The organism is Pseudomonas sp. PF05 (assembly GCF_056521845.1).
The window spans coordinates 21,291-44,709 of record NZ_JBWLPW010000023.1 but is presented as its reverse complement, the minus strand read 5'-3'; the positions used below and the strand labels follow the sequence as shown (position 1 = coordinate 44,709).

Annotated in this window: 20 protein-coding genes and 1 other RNA gene; 10 read left to right on the top strand and 11 right to left on the bottom strand. The window is 59.6% G+C overall.

What is annotated here, in order from left to right; all coding sequences use genetic code 11:
• Positions 1-119 precede the first annotated feature (119 nt).
• The 8 genes from AC09SL_RS26790 to AC09SL_RS26755 all read right to left on the bottom strand — a co-directional run bounded on the left by AC09SL_RS26790 (position 120) and on the right by AC09SL_RS26755 (position 10,095).
• Positions 120-1,376: an integrase domain-containing protein gene (locus AC09SL_RS26790; protein WP_058543807.1), complete on the bottom strand. Its 1,257-nt coding sequence runs from the start codon at positions 1,374-1,376 to the stop codon at positions 120-122.
• A 183-nt stretch (positions 1,377-1,559) separates the two neighbouring features.
• Positions 1,560-1,953: a transfer-messenger RNA gene (gene ssrA / locus AC09SL_RS26785) on the bottom strand.
• Positions 1,954-2,049: 96 nt separating this feature from the next.
• Positions 2,050-2,340 carry a hypothetical protein gene (locus tag AC09SL_RS26780; RefSeq protein WP_058543806.1) on the bottom strand — a complete coding sequence of 97 codons (291 nt, stop codon included), beginning with the start codon at positions 2,338-2,340 and terminating at the stop codon, positions 2,050-2,052.
• 99 nt (positions 2,341-2,439) lie between these two features.
• Entirely contained in the window at positions 2,440-5,307 is a 2,868-nt protein-coding gene (locus AC09SL_RS26775) for an FAD-binding and (Fe-S)-binding domain-containing protein (protein ID WP_058543805.1), read from the bottom strand.
• Positions 5,304-5,975, bottom strand: coding sequence for a LutC/YkgG family protein (locus AC09SL_RS26770; RefSeq protein ID WP_058543804.1), 672 nt, complete (start codon positions 5,973-5,975; stop codon positions 5,304-5,306). The genes AC09SL_RS26775 and AC09SL_RS26770 overlap by 4 nt, the downstream gene beginning before the upstream one ends.
• Positions 5,972-7,429, bottom strand: a complete 1,458-nt coding sequence (locus AC09SL_RS26765) for a LutB/LldF family L-lactate oxidation iron-sulfur protein (RefSeq protein ID WP_058543803.1) — start codon at positions 7,427-7,429, stop codon at positions 5,972-5,974. The genes AC09SL_RS26770 and AC09SL_RS26765 overlap by 4 nt, the downstream gene beginning before the upstream one ends.
• Positions 7,426-8,250 (bottom strand): (Fe-S)-binding protein, encoded by an 825-nt coding sequence (locus tag AC09SL_RS26760; RefSeq protein WP_058543802.1) that lies wholly within the window; start codon positions 8,248-8,250, stop codon positions 7,426-7,428. The genes AC09SL_RS26765 and AC09SL_RS26760 overlap by 4 nt, the downstream gene beginning before the upstream one ends.
• Positions 8,251-8,400: 150 nt before the next feature.
• A complete protein-coding gene (locus tag AC09SL_RS26755) occupies positions 8,401-10,095 on the bottom strand; it encodes a lactate permease LctP family transporter (protein ID WP_058543801.1) in 1,695 nt (564 codons plus the stop codon).
• A gap of 262 nt (positions 10,096-10,357) precedes the next feature.
• Between AC09SL_RS26755 and AC09SL_RS26750 the strand changes: the two genes are divergently transcribed.
• Positions 10,358-11,125, top strand: a complete 768-nt coding sequence (locus tag AC09SL_RS26750; RefSeq protein ID WP_058543800.1) for an FCD domain-containing protein — start codon at positions 10,358-10,360, stop codon at positions 11,123-11,125.
• A gap of 118 nt (positions 11,126-11,243) precedes the next feature.
• Here the strand turns inward: AC09SL_RS26750 and smpB are convergent, their stop codons facing one another.
• On the bottom strand, positions 11,244-11,726 hold the full coding sequence (smpB, locus tag AC09SL_RS26745; protein WP_047229073.1) for an SsrA-binding protein SmpB: 483 nt from the start codon (positions 11,724-11,726) through the stop codon (positions 11,244-11,246).
• 118 nt (positions 11,727-11,844) lie between these two features.
• On the opposite strand from smpB, the gene AC09SL_RS26740 reads away from it, so the two are divergent.
• From AC09SL_RS26740 to AC09SL_RS26730, 3 genes are read left to right on the top strand one after another with little or no spacing between them, the layout of a single operon-like run.
• On the top strand, positions 11,845-13,248 hold the full coding sequence (locus tag AC09SL_RS26740) for a sodium-dependent transporter (protein WP_058543799.1): 1,404 nt from the start codon (positions 11,845-11,847) through the stop codon (positions 13,246-13,248).
• A gap of 7 nt (positions 13,249-13,255) precedes the next feature.
• Positions 13,256-13,699 (top strand): type II toxin-antitoxin system RatA family toxin, encoded by a 444-nt coding sequence (locus AC09SL_RS26735; protein ID WP_058543798.1) that lies wholly within the window; start codon positions 13,256-13,258, stop codon positions 13,697-13,699.
• Entirely contained in the window at positions 13,696-13,998 is a 303-nt protein-coding gene (locus AC09SL_RS26730; protein ID WP_058543797.1) for an RnfH family protein, read from the top strand. Before AC09SL_RS26735 ends, AC09SL_RS26730 begins: the two co-directional genes overlap by 4 nt.
• Before the next feature lie 59 nt (positions 13,999-14,057).
• On the opposite strand, the gene AC09SL_RS26725 is transcribed toward AC09SL_RS26730, so the two are convergent.
• Positions 14,058-14,585 carry an outer membrane protein assembly factor BamE gene (locus AC09SL_RS26725; protein WP_058543796.1) on the bottom strand — a complete coding sequence of 176 codons (528 nt, stop codon included), beginning with the start codon at positions 14,583-14,585 and terminating at the stop codon, positions 14,058-14,060.
• A 97-nt stretch (positions 14,586-14,682) separates the two neighbouring features.
• Between AC09SL_RS26725 and fur the strand changes: the two genes are divergently transcribed.
• Positions 14,683-15,087 (top strand): ferric iron uptake transcriptional regulator, encoded by a 405-nt coding sequence (gene fur, locus AC09SL_RS26720; RefSeq protein WP_058543795.1) that lies wholly within the window; start codon positions 14,683-14,685, stop codon positions 15,085-15,087.
• A gap of 76 nt (positions 15,088-15,163) precedes the next feature.
• Here the strand turns inward: fur and recN are convergent, their stop codons facing one another.
• Positions 15,164-16,837 (bottom strand): DNA repair protein RecN, encoded by a 1,674-nt coding sequence (recN, locus tag AC09SL_RS26715; RefSeq protein ID WP_058543794.1) that lies wholly within the window; start codon positions 16,835-16,837, stop codon positions 15,164-15,166.
• Between the two features lie 240 nt (positions 16,838-17,077).
• Between recN and grpE the strand changes: the two genes are divergently transcribed.
• From grpE to carA, 5 genes are all read left to right on the top strand, one after another.
• Positions 17,078-17,644, top strand: coding sequence for a nucleotide exchange factor GrpE (gene grpE / locus AC09SL_RS26710; RefSeq protein ID WP_058543793.1), 567 nt, complete (start codon positions 17,078-17,080; stop codon positions 17,642-17,644).
• A 101-nt stretch (positions 17,645-17,745) separates the two neighbouring features.
• Complete coding sequence (dnaK, locus tag AC09SL_RS26705) at positions 17,746-19,662, top strand: molecular chaperone DnaK (protein ID WP_014336568.1); 1,917 nt, start codon at positions 17,746-17,748, stop codon at positions 19,660-19,662.
• Positions 19,663-19,984: 322 nt separating this feature from the next.
• Positions 19,985-21,109 carry a molecular chaperone DnaJ gene (dnaJ, locus tag AC09SL_RS26700; RefSeq protein ID WP_058543792.1) on the top strand — a complete coding sequence of 375 codons (1,125 nt, stop codon included), beginning with the start codon at positions 19,985-19,987 and terminating at the stop codon, positions 21,107-21,109.
• 9 nt (positions 21,110-21,118) lie between these two features.
• The gene (gene dapB / locus AC09SL_RS26695) at positions 21,119-21,925 is read left to right on the top strand and encodes a 4-hydroxy-tetrahydrodipicolinate reductase (RefSeq protein ID WP_058543791.1); all 807 of its coding nucleotides are present in this window, start codon (positions 21,119-21,121) and stop codon (positions 21,923-21,925) included.
• A 255-nt stretch (positions 21,926-22,180) separates the two neighbouring features.
• Positions 22,181-23,317, top strand: coding sequence for a glutamine-hydrolyzing carbamoyl-phosphate synthase small subunit (gene carA / locus AC09SL_RS26690; RefSeq protein ID WP_058543790.1), 1,137 nt, complete (start codon positions 22,181-22,183; stop codon positions 23,315-23,317).
• The last annotated feature ends 102 nt before the right edge of the window (positions 23,318-23,419 follow it).

Here is a 23,419-nt window from a genome sequence, read left to right as displayed (position 1 = left end):
TCATCGCGGATCACCCTGCGTGTAAGTCGACAATGCGATTTGCATCACCACCGTATTGTTCGGGGGCTGACAGTTCGATTGTGAAAAGCTGTTCCGTATCAGCCGATGGAACTCCTTCATCAGCGTATGGCAACCACTTTCCGATCGCTGCTTTCGATGGTTGCTGATACCGAGAGATTGCCGGTAGCTGCTCCCTGGATGTGTTCACTCCACCACTTCATCATTGGCCGTCTGCGCTCAATGTAGTCCGCTCGGTTATAGGCGCTACGAACCTCGTCCTTATCAACGTGGGCAAGTGCAACCTCGATCAGCTCAGGGTCCCAGCCCTTTTCATTGAGGATAGTGCTCGCCATTGAGCGCATTCCATGACTGACCAGGCGCCCCTCAAAGCCCATCCGTTTCAGCGCCATGTTGGCGGTCTGGCTGTTGCAATGGGTGCGCGGATTGCGGTCGGCGGGAAACACGTACTCCCTGTGTCCGCTGTAGGGCTTGATGGCTTCCAGGAGCGCCAAAGCCTGCTCCGTGAGCGGGATGATGTGTGTGCGGCGTTTCTTCATTCGCTCCGGTGGAATCGTCCAGATCTTCTTCTTGAAGTCGATGTCAGCCCATCGGGTGGTCGCAGCTTCGGATGGCCGAGTCATCGTGTGTAGCTGCCACTCGATGAGGCATCGGGTGGTTCTTTTGATGCTGGCATTAGCAATCGCCACCATGAGTTCATTGAGCTCATCGGGGGGCAATGCCGCCATGTTTTTCTTCTTTGGTTTTTTGAAGACCGATCGAATTCCGCTCAGGGGGTTGGCATGAATGAGTCCGTAGTTCACCCCGTAAGTCATGATTTCGTTGAGACGTTGGGTCAGGCGCTTGACCGTTTCCAAGCTGCCTTTGGTCTCAAGTGGTTTAAGCAATTTGATGACCTGAGGAGCGCTGATTTCAGAAATTGGGGTCGCGTGTAGATCCGGGAAGACGTGAAGCGTGAGCGATCGCCAAATATCTTCAGCGTAGGCGGTTGTCACTGAATCTTTCTTCAGTTCAAACCATGCGGTCGCCACGTTTTGAAAGGTGTGCTCTGTCGCAGCTTTTTTCGCTTGGCGATCTGCATCGCGTTGCTCTTTCGGGTCCAGTCCTTGGGCAACCAGCTCCCTGGCTTCAACCGTGCGTTTTCGCGCATGAGCCAGGCTGAGTTCCGGGAACGTCCCCAGTCCCATGTTGATCCGTTTCTTGGTCACGGGATGGATGTAGTTGAAATTCCAAAGCCTCGAACCGTTGGTTCGGACTCGTAACTGAAGGCCGTCGCCGTCGGTCAATGTGTAGTCCTTGTCCTTGGGCTTGGCGGCTTTGATTTTTAGGTCTGAAAGGCGTGTGGCTCGGGCTCCCATGGGTACTCCAACGCTGTTTGTGTATTCCAAAATTTACCAGTCACGGGCTTGGAATACGCCTTGGAATACATTTCAAAATGGATCTGCCTGAAGCGCTGTGGAGCTCAATGGCCCTGAAACCCCCGTATTCACTGGATTTCAGGCACAAAAAAAGACGTCCGTGGACGTCTTTAGATGATGAAGTGGTGGAGCCGGGGGGATTTGAACCCCCGTCCGCCAGTACTCCGCTGTCGGTACTACATGCTTAGCCGTGTCTATTAAGTTAACCCTCAGCGACCCGACGGGCAGGGTGCTTTGGGCGAGTTGTGTAAGTTTTAGCCGATTCGTCCACAACGTACTGCACGGCGATTCTGTTCTATATGACAATCACTTTGGGTTTACAGACATCCCCTGATGATTGCTGGACCCGAAGGTACCAGAAGGGAAGGGCTAAGGCTGCTTACGCAGCGAGAGCGTATTCCCCGTAGGTTTCGTCATTGGCAACTATAGGAAGTTGCAACAGTGGATTTACGAGTTCTGTTACCAACTCGGCATGCACCTAAAGTTTCGCAACCGGCGTCGAATCCTAAACGGCCCCGAACCTGTCGCTCCATGAAGCTGGAGGAGCGGCAGGCATTTGCAGTGTACGCCAATCCGCGTCTGAGGCCAACCCGAAGGTTGGCCGGACGCGACATTACTGCGGATCGCCTTTGGTGTTGTTCTGCAATTTCTGAATGGCTTGAGTGGTCAGCGAGATGCATTCCTTCGTGCCTTGCTCGGTGCCTTTGGCCTGTGCAGCGGAGGCCTGCTGGACGGTGGCATCCATGTCAGATTTCATGCTTTCACTCATTTGCTCGGTGCTGACCTTGGCATCCTTGATTTTTTGCAGATTGACTTGGCAAAGGTCTGCTTGGTCATTTGCAAACACCGGAGAGGCCAACATCGCAGCGGAAATGAACAAGCCAGCAAGTGCGGTGTGCTTCATGTGAATCTCCTTTAACGTCTGGTCTCGGTGCTGGCCGTAGGGTCACAGACAGGGCCGAGCATAAGGGAGGACCCAGCAAAGCCGGGCCTATTCAAGTGACTACAGCGATGCGCAGGAATTCGATTTTTCTTCGAGCCCCCTGGCAAGGCCCTCACCATTGACGGGTTTGGGGCGGGTGACGCGGTCTACCAGATACACCAGCCCGTGGTAGTCGATTGCGCCGTGCTGTGTAAGACCTATCTCACAGGTTCGGCTGGTGGAAATCCCTTCGCTGCAATGCTGTACCGCGTCCTTCAGTGAGCGCAGCGAGTGGGCGTTCAGCTCTGGCGTGGAGAAGCCCTTGTCGCCGGCGAAGCCGCAACAATGGATGCCTTCGGGGATGACCACGTGTTTGCTGCACTTGCGCGCCAGGTCGATCAGCGCCTGGCTTTCGCCAAGGTGCTGCGTGCTGCACGTGACGTGCACGGCGATGGGCGCCTCCTGGGGAATGAAGTCGAGACGATCCATTAAATGCGTGCGGATGAAGCGCACCGGGTCATACAGGTCCAGGCGCACGTCACCGAGGTCCTGAACCAACCGCAGCGTGCACGGGCTGGTGTCGCAGTAGATGGGATCGAGCCCGCCACGACTGGCGTGCAGCAATGCGCCAATCAGTTCCTGGCGCTTGTGCTCGGCCTGTTCGGTGTAGCCTTTGGATGCAAAGGGTTGGCCGCAGCAGAGGCTGTCCACGTTGTCTGGAAAGACCACCTGATAGCCGGCCTTTTCCAGCAGCCGTTGGGTTTTTTCGTACAACGACATCTGTTCTTTATCCCCCGCTGCCGGGCCCATGACCCGAGACACGCACGCCGCCAAGTACACCACCCTCGGACGTGCGTCCGACACGGTAGGGCTGAACCGGATGGCTTTTTCCGGTTGGGGCATGGCGTTGGTCCACTGTGGCACCTGGCCCTTGGACAGGCGCGTCAATGAGGCCGACAGTTTCGCCAGGCGAGGCGCGCCAAGCAGCATGCGCGCACCGTTGGCGACGTGCAGGGCAAAGCGGGCGCCTTGCAATGTGGTGGCGAAATTTCCTTCAATCCAGTTGGCGGTTTTCGTCTTCGTGGCGTCACGGCTGCGCAGCTTTTTCACCAGCTCGCCGGTATTGATGCCTACCGGGCAACGTTGCGCACATAGCCCGGTAGCGGCGCAGGTGTCGATGCCCTGGTATTGGTAGGCACGTTCCAGTTCGGTGGTGTCCGTGCCGGCGCGTTTTTTGGCTTGGATATCCCGCCATATCACGATGCGCTGGCGCGGGCTCAAGGTCAGGTCCTTGGACGGACACACCGGCTCGCAAAAACCGCACTCGATGCACTTATCCACAATCTCATCGGCGGCCGGCAGCGGTTTGAGGTGCTTGAGGTGGATCTGCGGATCTTCGCTGAGCACCACGTCCGGGTTGAGAATGCCGTTGGGATCGAGCAGGCGTTTGAGCTGCCACATCAATTGGTAGGCATCGCTGCCCCATTCCAGCTCGACGAACGGCGCCATGTTGCGCCCGGTGCCGTGTTCGGCTTTCAGCGAGCCGCCGAATTCCACCGCCACCAAGTGCGCCACGTCGTCCATGAACGCCTGGTAGCGTGCGACTTCTTCGGCGCTGTTGAAGCCCTGGGTGAAGACGAAGTGCAGATTGCCTTCCAGCGCGTGTCCGAAAAGGATCGCTTCGTCGTAGTGATGTTTGTCGAACAGCTCGATCAGGCGGTTCACGCCGATGGCCAGTTGTTCCACCGGAAAGGTCACGTCTTCGATGATCACCGTGGTCCCGGTTTTGCGTACTGCGCCCACGGCTGGGAAGGTGTCTTTGCGGATTGCCCAGAGCCGGGCGTTTTCCCGTGGGTCTTCAGTAAAGTCGACTTGTTTTTCCACTGGGAAGCCGGCCAGCGAGGCCATGATCCGGGCCAACTGTTCTTGTAGTAAAGACGAGGAAGCGGCGCGGGATTCGATCAGCAAGGCGCAGGCATTGGTCGACAGATGCTGTACGAAATCCGGCATGCCCGGTTTGTCCTGCACCGAGCGCAGGCTGCGACGGTCCAGCAACTCCACGGCCGATACCGGCTGGCTTTTCAGCACGGTGACGGCGTTGCAGCAGGTTTCCACATCCGGGAAGACGATCAGTGCCGAGGCTTTGTTTGGATGGTCGATGACGGTGTTGTAGGTCACCGCGCTGATAAAGCCGAGGGTGCCTTCGGAGCCGACCAACAGGTGGCTCAAGATATCCACAGGCTCGTCGAAATCCACCAGGGCGTTGAGTGACAGGCCGGTGGTATTTTTCAGACGATATTTATGCCGGATTCGCGCAGCCAGTTCAGTGTTGGCACGGGTCTCGCGGCCCAGAGTGGCGAGGCGTTCCAACAGTTCGCCATGACTTGTACGAAAAGCCGCCACGCTGCTGTCGTCTTCAGTATCCAGACGTGTGCCATCGGCCAGTACCAGGCGGATGCCGGCCAGGGTGTGATAGGTGTTCTGCGCCGTGCCGCAGCACATGCCGCTGGCATTGTTGGCGACGATGCCGCCGATTTTGCAGGCATTGATCGACGCCGGATCTGGGCCGATCTTGCGCCCGAACGGCGCCAGCCAGGAGTTGGCTTGGGCACCGATCACGCCGGGCTGCAAACGGATCTGCGTGCCCTGTTCACGAATCTCGCGCCCGTTCCAGTTATCCCCCAGCACAATCAGCACCGAGTCGCTGATGGCTTGCCCGGACAGGCTGGTGCCGGCGGCACGGAACGTGACGGGGACTTGGTCGCGCTGGGCCAGTTTGAGCAGGGCAATCACTTCATCTTCGGATTCGACGCGCACCACCAGTTTCGGAATCAGCCGATAGAAACTGGCGTCGGTACCGAAGGCCAGGGTCGACAGCGGATCGTCGAAACGGCGTTTTTGCGGAATCAGTTGCTGTACATCACGCAGGAAAGGGGCCGGAAGGGTCATTGGTCCTCCAGAATCAAGACCACCAGATCCTTCGGACCATGGGCGCCATAGGCCAGGACCTGTTCGATGTCAGCGGTTTTCGACGGGCCCGACACCAGCAGGGCGTTGGTGGGCATGCCTTGGGCCCATTGGAATTGCTGCTGCACTTCATAGAAGTTGTCACGGATCTCGCTGGCCTTGAGCAGGGCGAAATGCACCGGTGGCACCAGGCTCATCAGCCGTGGTTCTTCCCGCGTCGGCCAGATAATCAGGCTGCCGGTGGCGGCGATGGCGCCGAGGGTCCCGGTGAGGCTGGCGGGGGTGTCGTTGAACAACTCGGCCTTCCACTCTTCTACCGGGCGGTCGTAGGCCTTGAGGGTTGGCAGGTCCGGATGGTTCGCCCAGAACTGTGTGATTTTTTGCCCGTGCGCGGTGGTCGGGGCGATGAGCAGGCTCGGCAATTGACGGTCGCGCAGCAATTGCGCGAGCAGGGCCGGCCAGCCTTCGTCGGTCGTCAGGTGGATTTCGGTGTGTACCGCTTCCATCAGCTTGCGCAATTGCGCGATACGATCCTCGGGCGCGTAGCGGTAGGTTTGCGTCACCAGCTCGACGTCGAAATTGTCGGCAACCGGTGTGGCGCCGGTCAGGCTTTTGCGCAACTTGGCGAGGATATTGTCCTTGGCGCTCATCGGCGGTCTCCCTGCTGGTTCAGGTGTTCGCGGGCCAGATCATGCAAAGAGCGGGCGGCGGGTTTGGGGGCGCTGTGGTTCTGGGTCCATGGCCCGACGTTGTTGGGCGTCAGGGCGCGCAGGCGCGTGGCGAGGAACCCGAACAGGCGATACAAGCGTGGCGAACTGTTGAGCTGAGCCCAGGCATTCCAGATGAAGCGTTCCTTGGGCGAGTATTTGCTGCCCTGGCCACGCATCACCTGATGGGGGCTGGCCGGCGCCTTGACGTTTTCTTCCCGCAGCCGCCGCAGCAGCGCGGGAATCGGGATTTTCACCGGACACACTTCACCGCAGGCGCCGCACAGCGAAGACGCGCTCGGGTGGTCCGGCACCTTGGCCAGGCCGACCATGTGCGGGGTGATGATTTTTCCGATGGGGCCCGGGTAAACCTCGCCGTAGGCATGGCCGCCGATTCGGGTATAGACCGGGCAATGATTCATACAGGCGCCGCAGCGGATGCAGTTCAGTGTCTGGCGCAATTCGCTGTCGGCAAACGCCTGGCTGCGACCGTTGTCGAGCAGGACCAGGTGGACTTCCTGGGGACCGTCCAGTTCGTCAGCCTTGCGCGGGCCGGAGATCATGTTGACGTAGGTGGTGATCGGCTGGCCGAGGGCCGAACGGGTCAGCAGCGAGAGCAGCGGCACGACGTCGCGCAGGTTCTCGACGACTTTTTCGATGCCGGTCACGGCAATGTGCACCGGCGGCACGGTGGTAGACATCCGCCCGTTGCCTTCGTTTTCCACCAGCAGCAGCGTGCCGGTTTCAGCGACGGCGAAGTTCACGCCGGAGACGCCGATGTCGGCCTCGAAGAATTTCTGCCGCAGCACTTTGCGACCGATCTGAATGAGTTGGTCAACGTCCTTGGTGTACTCCACGCCGAGTTTGTCGTGGAACAAGGACGCGACCTGACCGGCATTCTTGTGGATCGCCGGCATAATAATGTGTGAAGGCTTCTCGTGGTCGAGCTGGACGATGTATTCCCCCATGTCGGATTCGAGACATTCAATGTCCCGAGCCTCGAGGAAATGGTTCATCTCCATCTCTTCGCTGACCATCGATTTGCCCTTGATCACTTGCCGCGCCTCGTGAGCGCGGATGATCGAGAGGACGATGCCGTTGGCTTCGTCCACCGTTTCCGCCCAGTGCACATTCACACCGTTGCGGGTCAGGTTGCTTTCAAGTTGCTCGAGCAGGTCGGGCAGCTTCGATAACGCACGGGCGCGGACGGCGTTGCCCAGCACGCGCAGGTGTTCTCTTTCGTGGGCATCGCTGAAGGACGCTGCCCGCTTGGTCATCAGTGAATCCATCGCTGTGCGAAAGTTGTTTCGCAGTTGCGTGTCGCCCAGCGCCTTGTGGGCGCGGGCGCGAAAATCTTCCTGCACCTCAACGGTCGGAATCAGCGTCGGCGTGCTCATGCGACACCTCCGGTACGCTGCCAGAGGAAGCTCGCCAGGTGCTGGCCGCGTAGCGCCTCCTGCTGTTTTTCCAGTGCGCCATTGATGTTCATCAGGCAACCACAATCGGCACTGATGACCTTGTGCGCGCCGGATTCCTTCAGCGCTCGGGTCTTGTCGGCCACCATCGCGCCGGAAATATCCGGCATGCGAACGCTGAACGTCCCACCAAAACCACAGCATTCGCTTTCGTGGCTGTGGTCGACTCGTTCCACATTGCGCAACTGCGCCAACAACGCGCGGCCGTGCAGGTGGGTGTTCATTTCACGCCGTGCCGAGCAGGACGTGTGCAGCGCGACTTTCACCGGTCCACCGCTGTCGTTCAACTGCACTTTGCAGACGAACAGCAGGAACTCGGCCAGTTCATAGGTCCGGGCGGCCAGGGCCTGGACTTGCTTGAGCGTGTCGGGCTCGTCCTTGAACAGGTCGGCGTAATGCTCGCGCAGCATGCCGGCGCAGGAGCCCGAGGGCACCACCACCGGATAGTCTTCGGCAAACAGGGCCAACTGCGCCCGCGCCACCGTTCGCGCCTGCTCGGTGTAACCCGAGGTGTAGGCCGGTTGGCCGCAGCAACTTTGCCCTTGCGGGTAGTCCACCCGGATTCCTTCGCGCTCCAGCAGATGAATCGCATCCATCCCGGCTTCGGGATAGAACAGGTCCACCACGCACGTGCCGAACAGGTAGACCCGTTGCGGTTTCTCGCTGGGGTACTGCCGAGGCTCGGGCAATGGCGGGGCGACACGGGTCGCGTTCGGCACGGCGTTGTAAAAAAGCTCGCTCATCAGGCGTGTCTCCGGGTGGTCCCGGTTATCCGTCCGCTGAGGCTGCTGAATATAGCCAGGAAATCTTTCAGCAGCCTTGCAGACCCGGTTGTGAATAGCAGACGCCGAATCACGGTTCGGCGTCGGTTTTTCCAGTATCGCGTGTAGGACTTAATGAACCAGCATGCCGGTAAACCAGTAGGCTTGGGCCAGCGTGATCAGGCCGACAATCGTTGCAAAGAATAGGCTGTGTTTGAGGGTGAAACGGAACAGATCCGATTCCTTGCCCACCAGCCCGGTCGCCGCACAGGCCACTGCGATCGATTGTGGCGAGATCATTTTGCCGGTCACGCCGCCGCTGGTATTGGCCGCGACGAGCAAGGTGTCGTTGACGCCGATCTGATGCGCGGTGGTGGCTTGCAGCGAGCTGAACAGCGCGTTGGACGAGGTATCGGAACCGGTCAGGAACACCCCCAGCCAACCCAGGAACGGCGAGAAGAACGGGAACGCTGCGCCCGTGCCGGCCAGCACCAGGGCCATGGTCGACGACATGCCCGAGTAGTTGGTGACGAACGCGAACGCCAGCACCATGCCGATGGACAGGATCGGCCAGCGCAGATCGAAAAGTGTTTCTTTAAAAGTGGTAAGACCAGTTTTGATGTTGATCTTCAGCACCAGCATCGAGATCAGTGCGGAGAAGAAAATCGCCGTGCCGGTGGCGGAAATCGGATCAAGCTTGAACACGGCCGGAATGGCGGTGGGGTTGGTCACGATGGGCGCGACCTTGATCACCATCTGGTCCAGGTGCGGGATGGCGAAGTTGAACACCCAGCCGTACATCGAGCCGCCAGCGGCGAACATGGCCTTGAACGGCTTGAGGGTCCAGATCGTCACCAATACGGTCAGGATCAGGAACGGCGACCACGCCTTGATGATTTCCCCCAGGCTGTAGGGCGAAGCCACGGTGCTGCGCGGTTGGCCGAAACCGCCGACGCTGGCGGTGACCGTTGCGCTGGAGGTGGCACCTGCAATCTGGGCGCCAGCGGTGCGCTTGGGCTGCCAGACTTTGAGGAACAGCGTCAGGGAAATCAGGCTGGCCAGGGCGGAGGTGATGTCCGGCAGTTCCGGGCCAATGAAGTTGGAGGTGAAGTACTGAGTGATGGCGAAGCTCAAGCCTGCCACCAGTGCAGCTGGCCAGGTTTCCCGCACGCCGCGCAGGCCGTCCATCATGAACACCAGCCAGAACGGCACGAACAGCGAGAGCAAGGGCAGCTGGCGACCGGTCATGGCGCCGATCTTGAAGGCGTCGATCCCGGTGACCTGACCGGCCACGATGATCGGAATGCCCAACGCACCGAACGCGACCGGGGCGGTGTTGGCGATCAGGCACAGGCCGGCGGCGTACAGGGGGTTGAAACCCAGGCCTACCAGCAGCGCGGCAGTGATCGCCACCGGTGCACCGAAACCGGCGGCACCTTCCAGGAAGGCGCCGAAGCAAAAGCCGATCAGCAGCACTTGCAGGCGTTGGTCATCGGTAATCGACAGCACCGAGCTGCGAATCACCTCGAACTGGCCGCTCTTGACCGTCAGTTTGTAGAGGAATACGGCGGCGACGATGATCCAGGCAATGGGCCACAGACCATAGGCAAAGCCATAGCCGGCGGCGGCAAAGGCCATGTCTGCGGGCATATTGAACGCGAAAATCGCCACGGCAATCGCCAGCGCCAATGTGATGCTGCCGGCCACATGCCCCTTGAGGCGAAACACCGCCAAGGCCAGGAAGAAAAATACAATGGGAATGACGGCCACGAGTGCGGACAAGCCGAGGCTGCCGAGCGGGCTGTAGAGCTGTTGCCAGGTTTGCATAATGGGTGGGCCCCTAATTGTTGTTGGTCAGGCACTGGTCAGCGGTTTTGGATAATTGGTAATACCAATTTACAAGCGCTGTTGGCTAGGGTAAAAGCGTTGGTTGTCGTGTGTCAATTTGCCGCCCTGAAACTTTCGTCGAATAAGCGGTGCAGAGGGCATCTGATCCGGTGGTGAAACGGCTTTTGATGGGTGTGGACAAAGCCCGGATGGGCCAGAATAGAGAGCCCGGCGAGCCGTCGGGATCGTGGAGAATTGAGTTATGGGGTTTGATCAGATTCGTCAGCGCCGTTTGTCTGACGATATTGTCGAGCGGCTTGAAGGCATGATCCTTGAAGGCACGCTGAAGTCGGGTGAACGGCTGCCGGCCGAACGGACCCTGGCCGAACAGTTCGGCGTTTCACGCCCTTCGTTGCGCGAGGCAATCCAGAAACTGGCGGCCAAAGGCTTGTTGGTCAGTCGCCAGGGCGGCGGCAACTATGTGGTGGAGTCGCTAGGCTCGACGTTCAGTGATCCGCTGCTGCAGCTTTTGGAAAGCAATCCCGAAGCGCAACGTGACTTGCTGGAGTTCCGTCACACCCTGGAAGCGTCCTGTGCTTATTACGCGGCGTTGCGGGCCACGGAGGTGGATCGCGAGCGACTGACGGCGGCATTCGACGAGTTGCAGGATTGTTACTCGCGCCACGACGAGGTCAGCCGGGCGGAAGAGGGCGCGGCGGATGCCCGGTTTCACCTGGCGATCGCCGAGGCCAGTCATAACGCGGTGTTGCTGCACACGATTCGTGGCTTGTTCGATTTGCTCAAGCGCAACGTGGTGACCAACATCGGCGGCATGTACAAGCAGCGCAGTGAAACCCGCGACATGTTGATCAGCCAGCATCGGGAGTTGTACCAGGCCATCATGGGCGGGCACGCGGAGCAGGCGCGGGAAGTGTCCAGCCGACATATCTTGTATGTGCAGGAGGTGTTGGAGGAGGTGCGTCAGGAAGTGCAGCGCGTGGCGCGGGCGGAGCGGCGCAAAGGGATGTGATCGCGGCTTTGGACCCTGTGGGAGCGAGCTTGCTCGCGATGGCGGCCTGTCTGACACATCAATGTCGCATGTGTCATCGTCATCGCGAGCAAGCTCGGCTCCCACAGTCGATCCCGGGCTAGTCTTCCTTGCCCTTGTTGCGCACCGCGCGCTGCAGCTCGCGGCCGGCATCGCGTTCGCGCTCGGTATCGCGCTTGTCGTATTCCTTCTTGCCCTTGCCCAGGGCAATCTCGCACTTGATCAAGTGCTTGCTCCAGTACAACGACGTGCAGACGCAGGCGTAGCCCTTCTGCTGAACGGAGGCGAAGAGTTTTTCCAGCTCGCGTTTGTTGAGCAGCAGCTTGCGCGAGCGCGTCGGATCGGCAATCACGTGGGTGCTGGCCGTGGTCAGCGGCGTGATATGGCTGCCCAGCAGCCAGGCCTCGCCGTCCTTGAGCAGCACGTAGCTGTCGACCAGTTGCGCCTTGCCGGCACGCAGGCTCTTTACTTCCCAGCCGGCCAGGACCATGCCAGCCTCGAAACGCTGTTCGATGAAGTAATCGTGTCGCGCCTTTTTATTTTGCGCGATGGTCCCTGTGGGGTGTTTCTTCTGTTTAGCCATAGGGGCGGCATTATAGGCAGTTGCGTGCGTGTCGGCTACGGTGAAGCTGCGTGCTTGAGCACGTTGAGTGAATCCCGGACAATGCGGCCTCTTTTTTTAACGCTTGGGCGTGATCACGATGTCGACAGACAAGGTTTCTGTCCACGGCAGTTGGGCTAGCCGCTGGGTCTTTATATTCGCTGCAACCGGTTCGGCGGTGGGGCTGGGCAGTATCTGGAAATTCCCCTACATGGTCGGCGTCTACGGTGGCGGTGCCTTCGTACTGATGTTTCTGGCTTGCATCGCGCTCATCGGCGCGCCGGTGATGCTGGCTGAAACCCTGATCGGTCGACGAGCCCGGCAAAGCCCGGCCAATGCCCTGAAGGTGCTTGCGGTGGAAGCAGGCCACTCGCCCAAATGGTCGTGGGGGGCCTTCGCCGGGATGATCACGGCGCTGTTGATCCTGTCTTTCTATAGCGTGGTCGGCGGCTGGTCGCTGGACTACATCATCGACATGGGGCGCGGGGATTTCCAAGGGGTGACGCCTGATCAGGTGGGCGCCTACTTCGGCAATGTGATTGCCGATCCCTGGAGGCTGACCCTCTGGCATACGATTTTCATGGTGCTTTCGGCGGTGGTCATTGCCCGGGGCGTGGTTGCCGGGCTTGAGCGCAGCCTGCGGATCATGATGCCGTTGCTGTTCGTGATGATCCTGGTGCTGCTGGGCTACAGCATGACCACCGGGCATTTCATGGAAGGGGTGCATTTCATGTTCGACTTCCAGCCGGAGAAAGTCATGGATGGCCTGCTGCCGGCCATGGGGCATGCGTTTTTCTCCCTGAGCGTCGGGGTCGGTTCGATCATGATCTACGGCGCCTACATGCCCAAGAGTGCGTCCCTGACCCGGACCGTTGTCGGTGTCGCACTGTTGGATACCTTCGTGTCGCTGTTGGCGGGGATGGCATTGTTTCCGATTGTGTTCGCCGCTGGCCTGAACCCCAGTGAAGGGCCGGGGCTGATGTTTGTCAGCCTGCCTTTTGCCTTCGGCAACATGGCGTTCGGACAGGTGATGGGCGTGGTGTTTTTCCTCCTGGTAGCCATCGCAGCCTGGAGTTCGGCCATCTCCCTGTTGGAGCCCATGGTGGCTTACCTGGTTGAACGGACCCGGCTCAGTCGTGCCTGGGTGACCTTTTGGCTGGCCTTTACCTGCTGGTTTGTCGGCCTGGGTACGGTGTTTTCCTTCAATATATGGAAGCAGGCGAAGTTTTTCGTGAACGAAGACGGGCTCTTCCATCTCTACCGGTGGGGCGCAACCGGAGGGCTGGACTTCTTCGGCGTGATTGATTTCTTCACCTCACGGATCATGCTGCCATTGGGTGGTTTGTGTTTCGTAGTGTTTGCAGGATGGATCATGGGGCGCGAAGCGGTGCGTGATGAATTGTCGCTGCGTAGCCCGGTATTGTTTGGCTTGAGCCTGTTCTTGATGCGCTACGTGGCGCCCATCGGCATTCTTGTAGTGTTTGCCGCCCAGCTGTGGAAGTGACGCTTACATGACGACACATATTCAACGCTCAGCCTTGCTGCCCTACCCGGCGCAGGCACTGTATGACCTGGTCAATGATGTGGCGAGCTACCCGGAGTTCTTGCCGTGGTGCTCATCGGCCGAGGTGCTGGAGAGCTCTGAAAATCATATGCGTGCCAGCCTCAACATTGCCAAGAGCGGCTTGAGCCAGCGCTTCGTCACGCGCAATACATTGGTGCCGGGGCAGTCCATTGAAATGAACCTGGAAGAAGGACCCTTCAACCAACTCCATGGGGTCTGGGTGTTCAAGCCTCTGGGTGAAAAGGCCTGCAAGATCAGCCTGGACCTGTCGTTCGACTACGCCGGCCCTCTGGTGCGGGCGACGTTGGGGCCGCTGTTCAACCAGGCTGCCAATACTCTTGTCGACGCGTTCTGCCAGCGGGCCAAGCAGAATGCAGAGCTCAAGCGTTGATTGAGATAGAAGTGGTGTATGCCTCGGCGGAGCGTCAGGTCCTGCGCAAATGCGCCGTGCAGGAAGGCATCAGTGTTCGCGCCGCGCTGGTCGCTTCGGGCATTGCCGATGAGTTTGCGCAGCTCGACCTGGCGACTTGCCCTGTGGGGATTTTTGGCAAAGTGGTTGCCGATCCAGAGCACCAGCTGGTGCAGGCGGCTGATCGACTGGAGATTTATCGCCCGTTGTTGGCCGATCCGAAAGAAATCCGGCGTCTGCGCGCGGCCAAGGCGGCCCAAGCGCGCCAATCGGAGCCATAACCTGGCTTGAATCGTAGGCAATAAAAAACCCGGCATGCCGGGTTTTTTTATGTCGCGATTTATTGCGGTGAGGTATCCAGGGGCTCTGGCGTCGGGACTGGTACGGTCTCGACCTGGTCCACCTCTTTCTGGATCTGATCCAGCAACGAACCTGGCTTGACCGGTTTTTCCGGTTTGGGCTTTTCGGCATTCTGGGCCGGGTCGGTCACGGTGGTGTCGCTGTCCTTGCCCATGATGGCCTCGTCGCGGCTCACACCAGGCATGAAATCGCCCGACAGGCTGACGAGTTGGTCATTGGGGCTAAAGATAACGCTGATGCGTTCTTGTTGGCGCTCACCGCCGCCTGGCTGCAAGCTGTACAGGTAATCCCAGCGATCGGCATGGAACGTGTCGGTCAGCAGAGGGTTACCCATGATAAACCGTACTTGCCGGCGGGTCATTCCCGGGCGTAACTGGTCTATCATGTCCTGCGTGACGACATTGCCCTGCTGGATGTCGATTTTGTAAACCCCGGGGAATGAACAACCGGCGAGTGCGAGCAGTCCCACAAAGGTGAAACTGGTTAGCAAGAGCTTGGTGTTTTGCATCGGTGGGCGACTTCCACTATCTTGGCTGGGACAACGTAAACGCCGATCATACCCGCATTAAGAGAAGCTGCGAAGCAGCATCGCGAGAAAGCTGACCATGGTTGAAAATAGCGAACTACGCAAAGCCGGCCTCAAAGTGACCCTGCCACGGGTCAAGATTCTACAAATGCTCGATTCCGCGGAGCAGCGTCACATGAGTGCCGAAGACGTCTACAAGGCGCTTATGGAGGCTGGCGAGGACGTTGGTCTGGCCACGGTCTACCGTGTCCTGACTCAGTTCGAGGCTGCGGGTCTTGTGGCTCGTCATAATTTCGATGGCGGTCATGCGGTCTTTGAATTGGCTGACGGGGAACACCACGATCACATGGTGGACGTGGATACCCGTGAGGTCATCGAGTTCATCAGCCCGGAAATCGAAGCACTGCAAAAAGAAATTGCTGAAAACTATGGCTTCGAGTTGATCGATCACCATCTCGTCTTGCATGTACGCAAGAGGAAGTAAGCTCGTTGTGTGAGCCCGCGGCTCCCAAAACGAAAGAAGGCGACCCTAGGGTCGCCTTCTTGCTATGGGGCTTTTGTCAGATTTTTGCGGCGACGACCATTTTTTTCGCGTGAGCCAGGGACTCCTTGGTGAGGTCGATGCCCCCGAGCATCCGAGCCACTTCTTCCACACGCTCGTTTTTGTTGAGCTTGGACACGGCGGTGCGAGTTTCCTCTTCGCCACGTACCTTGTGCACAAATAAATGCTGGTGTCCCTGGGCGGCGACCTGGGGCAGGTGAGTCACCGTCAGCACCTGGCCGCGCTCCCCCAGCCGGCGCAGCAACTGGCCGACAATTTCTGCTGTCGGGCCACCGATGCCCACGTCCACTTCGTCGAATACCAGCGTCGGCACGCGAGAGGTCTGTGCGGTGATGACCTGGATGGCCAGGCTGATCCGTGACAGCTCGCCGCCGGACGCCACTTTAGCCAGGGCCTTGAGCGGTTGTCCGGGGTTGGCGCTGACCAGCAGTTCCACTTGCTCCAGGCCATTGGGCTGGAGTTCGTCGCCAGCGTTGGGGCGTAATTCGATGGTGAAGCGCCCGCCGGGCATGCCCAGGCGCTGGATTTCCTGCTCCACGGCGCTGGCCAGCCCTGTTGCAGCGTGCTGGCGCAGTTTGCTGAGCTCCTTGGCCTTTTCCTGATAATGACGGGCATAAGAAGCCAGCTCGTCCCCGAGGCGTTCGATGGATTCATCGTTGGCGTTCAGGGTTTCCAGTTCTTCCAGCAGCCGCAGCTGGAGTTCGGCAACATCGGTCGGCTGGATGCGGTGCTTGCGCGCCAGTGTATAGATGGTGTCCAGGCGTTCTTCCAGGTACTGCAGGCGAGCCGGGTCGGCATCGAAATGATCGAGGAACCGGTTCAGCTCCCCGACGGCCTCTTCGACCTGGATCTGCGCACTCGTCAGCAGGTTGGTCGCCTCGTTCAGGGCACCCACCGAATTGTTCACGCTCGAGAGTCGGTTCAGGCTCGCGGTCAGTGCATTGAGCACATTGCCTGAATCGCTCTCGCTGCATTGTTCGACCACTTGGCGGCAAATGCCCAGCAGGGTTTCGGCGTTGGTCAGGTTCTTGTGTTCCTGCTCCAGTTCTTCCAGTTCATTTTCACCCAGGGCCAGGTTCTCCAGCTCTTCGAGCTGGTAGCTCAACAACTGGTGCCGGGCGCGCTGTTCGTCGCCGGAATTGGAGAGTCGATCCAGTTCCTGGCGGGTCTGGCGCCAGCGTTGGGCTGCCAGTTGGACCTGTCGGGCCAGGTCCGTGGCGCCGGCGTATTCATCCAGCAAGCGGCGATGGGTGTCGGCCTTGAGCAGGGATTGGTGTTCGTGCTGGCTGTGAATGTCAATCAGCAGCTCGCCGAGGGCCTTGAGGTCGCCCAAGGGGCTGGGTGTGCCATTGATGTAGCCTCGGGAGCGGCCTTCGGCAGTGATGACCCGGCGCAGGATGCACAGGCCGTCGGTGTCCAGGTCGCGCTCGGCCAGCCAGGCGCTGGCCTCGGGGATGTCGACCAGGTCGAACGTCGCCAGGATGTCGGCCTTGTCCGCTCCGGGGCGCACCACGCCGCTGTCGGCGCGGTCGCCCAGGGTCAGGCCCAGGGCATCGAGCATGATCGACTTGCCCGCGCCGGTTTCACCGGTGATCACGCTCATGCCTCGATCGAGTTCGAGGTCGAGGTGTTCGACGATGGCGTAGTTGTGTACGGACAGGTGCACCAGCATAAGGCCGCTCCCAGGCTTTAGGTCTGGTTATTTATACAGTGTTTTGTTTCGGCCTGACAATGCCCTCGCTTAGCTCGATTTGCTTGGTGAAGTGATTTTCTTAGCGCAGCGGGGAATGGTTATGCAGCTGTTTTTTGTAAGGTTAATTCGTCGGATGGCCCTTGAAGCTGCAAAACCCGACCCCATATACCGGGCAGAAGCGCGAGTTGAGCTCGCGGACGAAGTTGAGAGGAGAAATCTATGGCTGACGAACAGACGCAGGACACGCAAAATCTAGACGCCAATCAGGCTTCCCAGGATTCGGGTGAAGATCTGGCGGCACGTGTACAAGTGCTCGAGGAGCAACTGGCCGGTGCGCAGGATCAGGCGTTGCGTGTAGCAGCCGACCTGCAGAATGTCCGCCGTCGCGCCGAGCAAGATGTAGAGAAGGCTCATAAGTTCGCCTTGGAGCGTTTCGCCGGCGACCTGCTGCCGATCATCGACAGCCTGGAGCGTGGCCTGGAGCTGTCCAATCCGGATGACGAGAACATTCGTCCGATGCGTGAAGGCATCGAGCTGACGCTGAAGATGTTCCAGGACACCCTCAAGCGTTATCAGCTCGAAACCCTTGATCCACACGGCGAACCCTTCAACGCCGAGCACCATCAGGCGATGGCGATGCAGGAAAGTGCCGACGTCGAGCCAAACAGTGTGCTGAAGGTTTTCCAGAAGGGCTATCTGCTTAACGGTCGTCTGCTGCGCCCGGCCATGGTCGTGGTCAGCAAGTCGCCAGCGCCGGTTTCGCCTTCTATTGATGAGCAGGCTTGAAAACGGTTGTAGCGGCCCCATCTATAAGTCAAGCGTTTAAGTGCTACCGCAGTTAGCCACCACTGCTGCGGCAACAAAATCCAAGTTCCGGGAGAGTTAACATGGGCAAGATTATCGGTATCGACCTGGGGACCACCAACTCGTGCGTCTCCGTGCTGGAAAACGGCAAGGCCAAAGTCATCGAAAACGCTGAAGGCGCGCGTACCACGCCGTCGATCATCGCTTACGCCAATGATGGCGAGATTCTGGTTGGCCAGTCGGCCAAGCGTCAGGCAGTGACCAATCCGCATAACACCCTGTACGCGGTGAAGCGTCTGATCGGTCGCAAGTTCGACGAAGAAGTCGTCCAGAAAGACATCAAGATGGTGCCTTACAAAATCGCCAAGGCTGACAACGGCGATGCCTGGGTTGAAGTGAACGGCCAGAAAATGGCACCGCCACAGATCTCGGCTGAAATCCTCAAGAAAATGAAGAAAACCGCCGAAGATTACCTCGGCGAAGCGGTGACTGAGGCGGTCATTACTGTTCCTGCCTATTTCAACGACAGCCAGCGCCAGGCGACCAAAGACGCCGGCCGCATCGCGGGCCTGGACGTAAAACGTATCATCAACGAACCGACTGCGGCCGCTCTGGCCTACGGTATGGACAAGGCCAAGGGCGATCACACCGTGATCGTTTACGACTTGGGTGGCGGTACCTTCGACGTCTCCGTGATCGAGATCGCTGAAGTCGACGGCGAGCACCAGTTCGAAGTACTGGCAACCAACGGTGACACGTTCCTCGGTGGTGAAGACTTCGACATCCGCCTGATCGACTACCTCGTCGACGAGTTCAAGAAAGAAAGCGGCATGAACCTCAAGGGTGACCCGCTGGCCATGCAGCGCCTCAAAGAAGCCGCTGAAAAAGCCAAGATCGAACTGTCCTCGAGCCAGTCGACCGACGTGAACCTGCCGTACATCACTGCAGACGCCACCGGTCCTAAGCACCTGAACGTAAAAATCTCCCGCGCCAAGCTCGAAGCGCTGGTGGAAGACCTGGTCCAGCGCACCATCGAACCTTGCCGCATTGCGATGAAAGATGCCGGTATCGACGTTGGCTCGATCAACGACGTGATCCTGGTCGGCGGTCAGACCCGTATGCCACTGGTTCAGAAGCTGGTGACCGATTTCTTCGGTAAAGAAGCACGTAAAGACGTCAACCCTGACGAAGCTGTGGCCATGGGTGCTGCTATCCAGGGCGCGGTATTGGCTGGTGACGTGAAAGACGTTCTGCTGCTCGACGTCAGCCCGCTGACCCTGGGTATCGAAACCATGGGCGGCGTGATGACCGCGCTGATCGAGAAAAACACCACGATTCCTACCAAGAAATCCCAAGTGTTCTCGACGGCCGACGACAACCAGGGCGCCGTGACCATTCACGTGCTGCAAGGCGAGCGTAAGCAAGCGGCCCAGAACAAGTCCCTGGGCAAGTTCGACCTGGCCGAGATTCCACCAGCGCCACGTGGTGTGCCACAAATCGAAGTGACCTTCGACATCGACGCCAACGGCATCCTGCACGTCGGCGCGAAAGACAAGGCCACTGGCAAGACTCAGTCGATCGTGATCAAGGCCAACTCCGGTCTGTCCGAGGAAGAAATTCAGCAGATGGTTCGCGATGCTGAAGTCAACGCCGAGGAAGACCGCAAGTTCGAAGAGCTGGCCAGCGCCCGCAACCAGGGCGATGCCTTGGTGCACTCGACTCGCAAGATGATCGCTGATGCTGGCGAAAAAGTGACCGCGGAAGAGAAAACCGCTATCGAAGCGGCCGTGGTTGCCCTGGAAGCTGCCGTCAAAGGCGACGACAAGGCGGCCATCGAGGCGAAGATCGAAGAGCTGTCCAAGGTCTCCGCGCCAGTGGCTCAGAAGATGTACGCCGAACAGGCTCAGCCTGCAGAAGGCGCGGCTGCGCAGGGCGAATCGGCTGAGAAAGCCGACGACGTCGTTGACGCCGAGTTCGAAGAAGTGAAAGACCACAAGTAATCGCTTGTTGGTCGGCCGGTTGACTGCATTTGTGCGGTGGCTGGTAGGATGTCGCCGCGCGGGAGCTTGCTCCCGCGTTGGCGTGTCTGGAGCCAGTGAATTTTTTACAGCATGCGACAGTGTTCGGATGTTGGCGGTGTGTTCGGGAATGCTCCTGCTTTCCGGCGATAGACGCCGCGTTTTGGCCGGGGCCCTGGCTGAAAGATATATGACCAGGATCGTTGAATTGACGTGAGTTGGGTCCGGGCCTGTATTGGGGCTCAACGAGTTTGGCAAGGTTCAGGAGAGGTTTGCCGGACGTCCTATAAGAGTGCGAAGACTAATGGCAAAGCGTGACTTTTACGAAGTATTGGGTGTCGAGCGAGGGGCTGGCGAGGCGGAGCTGAAAAAGGCCTATCGTCGCCTGGCGATGAAGCACCACCCGGACCGTAATCCCGGCGACAAAGCGTCGGAAGAGATGTTCAAGGAGGCCAACGAGGCCTACGAAGTACTGTCCGATTCGAGCAAGCGCGCAGCTTACGACCAGTACGGTCATGCCGGGGTCGACCCAAGCATGGGTGGCGGCGGTGCCGGTTTCGGCGGTCAGAATTTTTCCGATATTTTTGGTGATGTGTTCAGCGATTTCTTCGGTGGCGGTCGCGGCGGTGCCCGTGGCGGCGCCCAGCGCGGCAGTGATTTGCGCTACACGCTGGAGTTGAACCTGGAAGAGGCGGTGCGCGGGACTACCGTCAATATCCGCGTTCCAACGCTGGTTAATTGCAAACCATGCGATGGTTCGGGTGCCAAGAAGGGCTCCTCGCCCGTGACATGCCCAACCTGCGGCGGCATCGGCCAGGTCCGCATGCAGCAGGGCTTCTTCTCGGTGCAGCAGACCTGCCCGCGTTGCCATGGCCAAGGCAAGATCATTTCCGATCCGTGCGACTCCTGCCACGGCGAAGGGCGTGTCGAAGAGTACAAGACGCTGTCGGTCAAAGTTCCGGCCGGTGTCGATACCGGTGACCGCATTCGCCTGTCTGGCGAAGGCGAGGCGGGTGCCCAGGGTGGTCCGACCGGCGACCTGTATGTGGTCATCAACGTGCGCGAGCATGCGATTTTCCAGCGCGACGGCAAGCACCTGTTCTGCGAAGTGCCGATCAGCTTCGTCGATGCGGCCTTGGGTGGCGAGCTTGAGATTCCGACCCTCGACGGTCGCGTCAAGCTGAAAATCCCCGAGGGCACGCAGACCGGCAAGCAGTTCCGGATCCGTGGCAAAGGCGTCGCGCCAGTACGTGGCGGTGGTGCGGGCGACCTGATGTGCCGCGTGGCGGTGGAGACTCCGGTCAACCTGGGTCGGCGTCAGCGTGAGCTGTTGGAAGAGTTCCGCAACTCGCTGGCGGATGACAACAGTCACTCCCCGAAAACCACCGGCTGGTTCGAAGGCGTGAAACGCTTCTTCGGCGACCTGTAAGGAGTTCGCATGCGACGTATAGCTGTGATGGGCGCTGCGGGGCGCATGGGCAAGGCGCTGGTCGAGGCGGTACAGCAGCGCTCGCCGCTCTCCGGCCTGACGGCGGCCATCGTTCGGCCCGACAGTACGCTGGTGGGCGCCGATGCGGGCGAGCTGGCCTCGCTGGGGCGTATCGGCGTGCCGATGTCCGGCGGCCTGGAGAAGGTGCTCGACGAGTTCGACGTACTGATCGATTTCACCCTGCCGGAAGTGATGCTGAAAAACCTCGCGATCTGCCGCAAGCACGGCAAGGCCATGGTGATCGGCACGACGGGGCTGGACGCTGCGCAAAAGCAATTGCTGGCCGATGCGGGCAAAGACATTGCGATCGTGTTCGCCGCGAACTTCAGCGTGGGCGTGAACCTGTCGCTGAAGCTGCTGGACATGGCGGCCCGGGTCTTGGGTGACGATGCGGATATCGAAATCATCGAGGCGCATCACCGGCACAAGATCGACGCGCCTTCGGGAACGGCCTTGCGCATGGGTGAGGTGATTGCCGATGCGCTGGGTCGCGACCTGCAGGAAGTGGCCGTGTATGGGCGCCAGGGGCACACCGGTGCGCGTGAGCGCAGCACCATCGGTTTCGCCACTGTGCGCGGTGGTGATGTGGTGGGCGACCACACCGTGCTGTTCGCCACTGAAGGCGAGCGCCTGGAGATCACTCACAAGGCATCGAGCCGGATGACGTTCGCCAAGGGTGCTGTACGTGCCGCGTTGTGGCTGGATGGCCGCGAGGCTGGTTTGTACGACATGCAGGACGTTCTCGACCTGCGTTGATGCCCTTAAGTGCGGGGTTCAGGTTATACTGAGCCCCGTATTACACCGCTTCGCGACGGCCTGTCGCATTCCCCTGCCTTTAAGGCTCATTAGCGGTGGACCAAAAAAGCCTTTTTCTGTAAGCTACAGCTTTAGTGTGTCCACTAAAAGCGCGCAGAATAATTCAGTGAACAAGCGGGGTGACGTGTCCATACGTCACTCCGCTTTTTTACAACCTGCGATCGCCCTTTCAGGCTTTATTTACGGGAGGTCTTCTTGACTAAGCCAGCCATACTCGCCCTTGCTGATGGCAGCATTTTTCGCGGCGAAGCCATTGGAGCCGACGGTCAGACCGTTGGTGAGGTGGTGTTTAACACCGCAATGACCGGCTATCAGGAAATTCTTACCGATCCTTCCTACGCCCAACAGATCGTTACCCTGACTTACCCGCACATCGGCAACACCGGCACCACGCCGCAAGATGCCGAGTCTGATCGTGTCTGGTCCGCTGGCCTGGTCATCCGTGACTTGCCGCTGGTAGCGAGCAACTGGCGTAACACGATGTCCCTGTCCGATTACCTGAAAGCCAACAACGTCGTGGCGATCGCCGGTATCGACACCCGTCGCCTGACCCGCATCCTTCGGGAAAAAGGCGCGCAAAACGGCTGCATCATGGCCGGCGACAACATTTCCGAAGAAGCCGCCATCGCCGCTGCCCAGGGCTTCCCTGGCCTCAAGGGCATGGACCTGGCGAAAGTCGTCAGCACCAAGAAGCAGTACGAATGGCGCTCCACGGTCTGGGACCTGAAGACCGACAGTCACGCGACGATCGAGGCCTCCGAGCTGCCTTACCACGTAGTGGCCTACGACTACGGCGTCAAGCTGAACATCCTGCGCATGCTGGTCGAGCGTGGTTGCCGCGTCACCGTGGTGCCGGCCCAAACCTCGGCTGCCGACGTCCTGGCCCTCAAGCCCGACGGTGTGTTCCTGTCCAACGGCCCGGGTGACCCCGAGCCTTGCGACTACGCGATCCAGGCGATCAAGGACGTGCTGGAAACCGAGATCCCGGTATTCGGTATCTGCCTCGGTCACCAACTGCTGGCCCTCGCTTCGGGCGCCAAGACCATGAAGATGGGCCACGGCCACCACGGTGCCAACCACCCCGTGCAGGACCTGGATACCGGCGTGGTGATGATCACCAGCCAGAACCACGGTTTTGCGGTGGACGAAGCCACCCTGCCGGCCAACGTGCGCGCGACTCACAAGTCGCTGTTCGACGGCACGCTGCAAGGTATCGAGCGTACCGACAAGAGCGCGTTCAGCTTCCAGGGCCACCCTGAAGCCAGCCCGGGCCCGAACGATGTGGCTCCGCTGTTCGATCGCTTCATCAACGAGATGGCCAAGCGACGCTGACCGCGAAAAGCCCGAGGGCGGCCCCGAGCGCGGCGGCCCCTTCGGGCGCTTCAAAGATTGTTCGACGGCCTAGCCGACTGACCTGCGGATTTGAGTGACAAA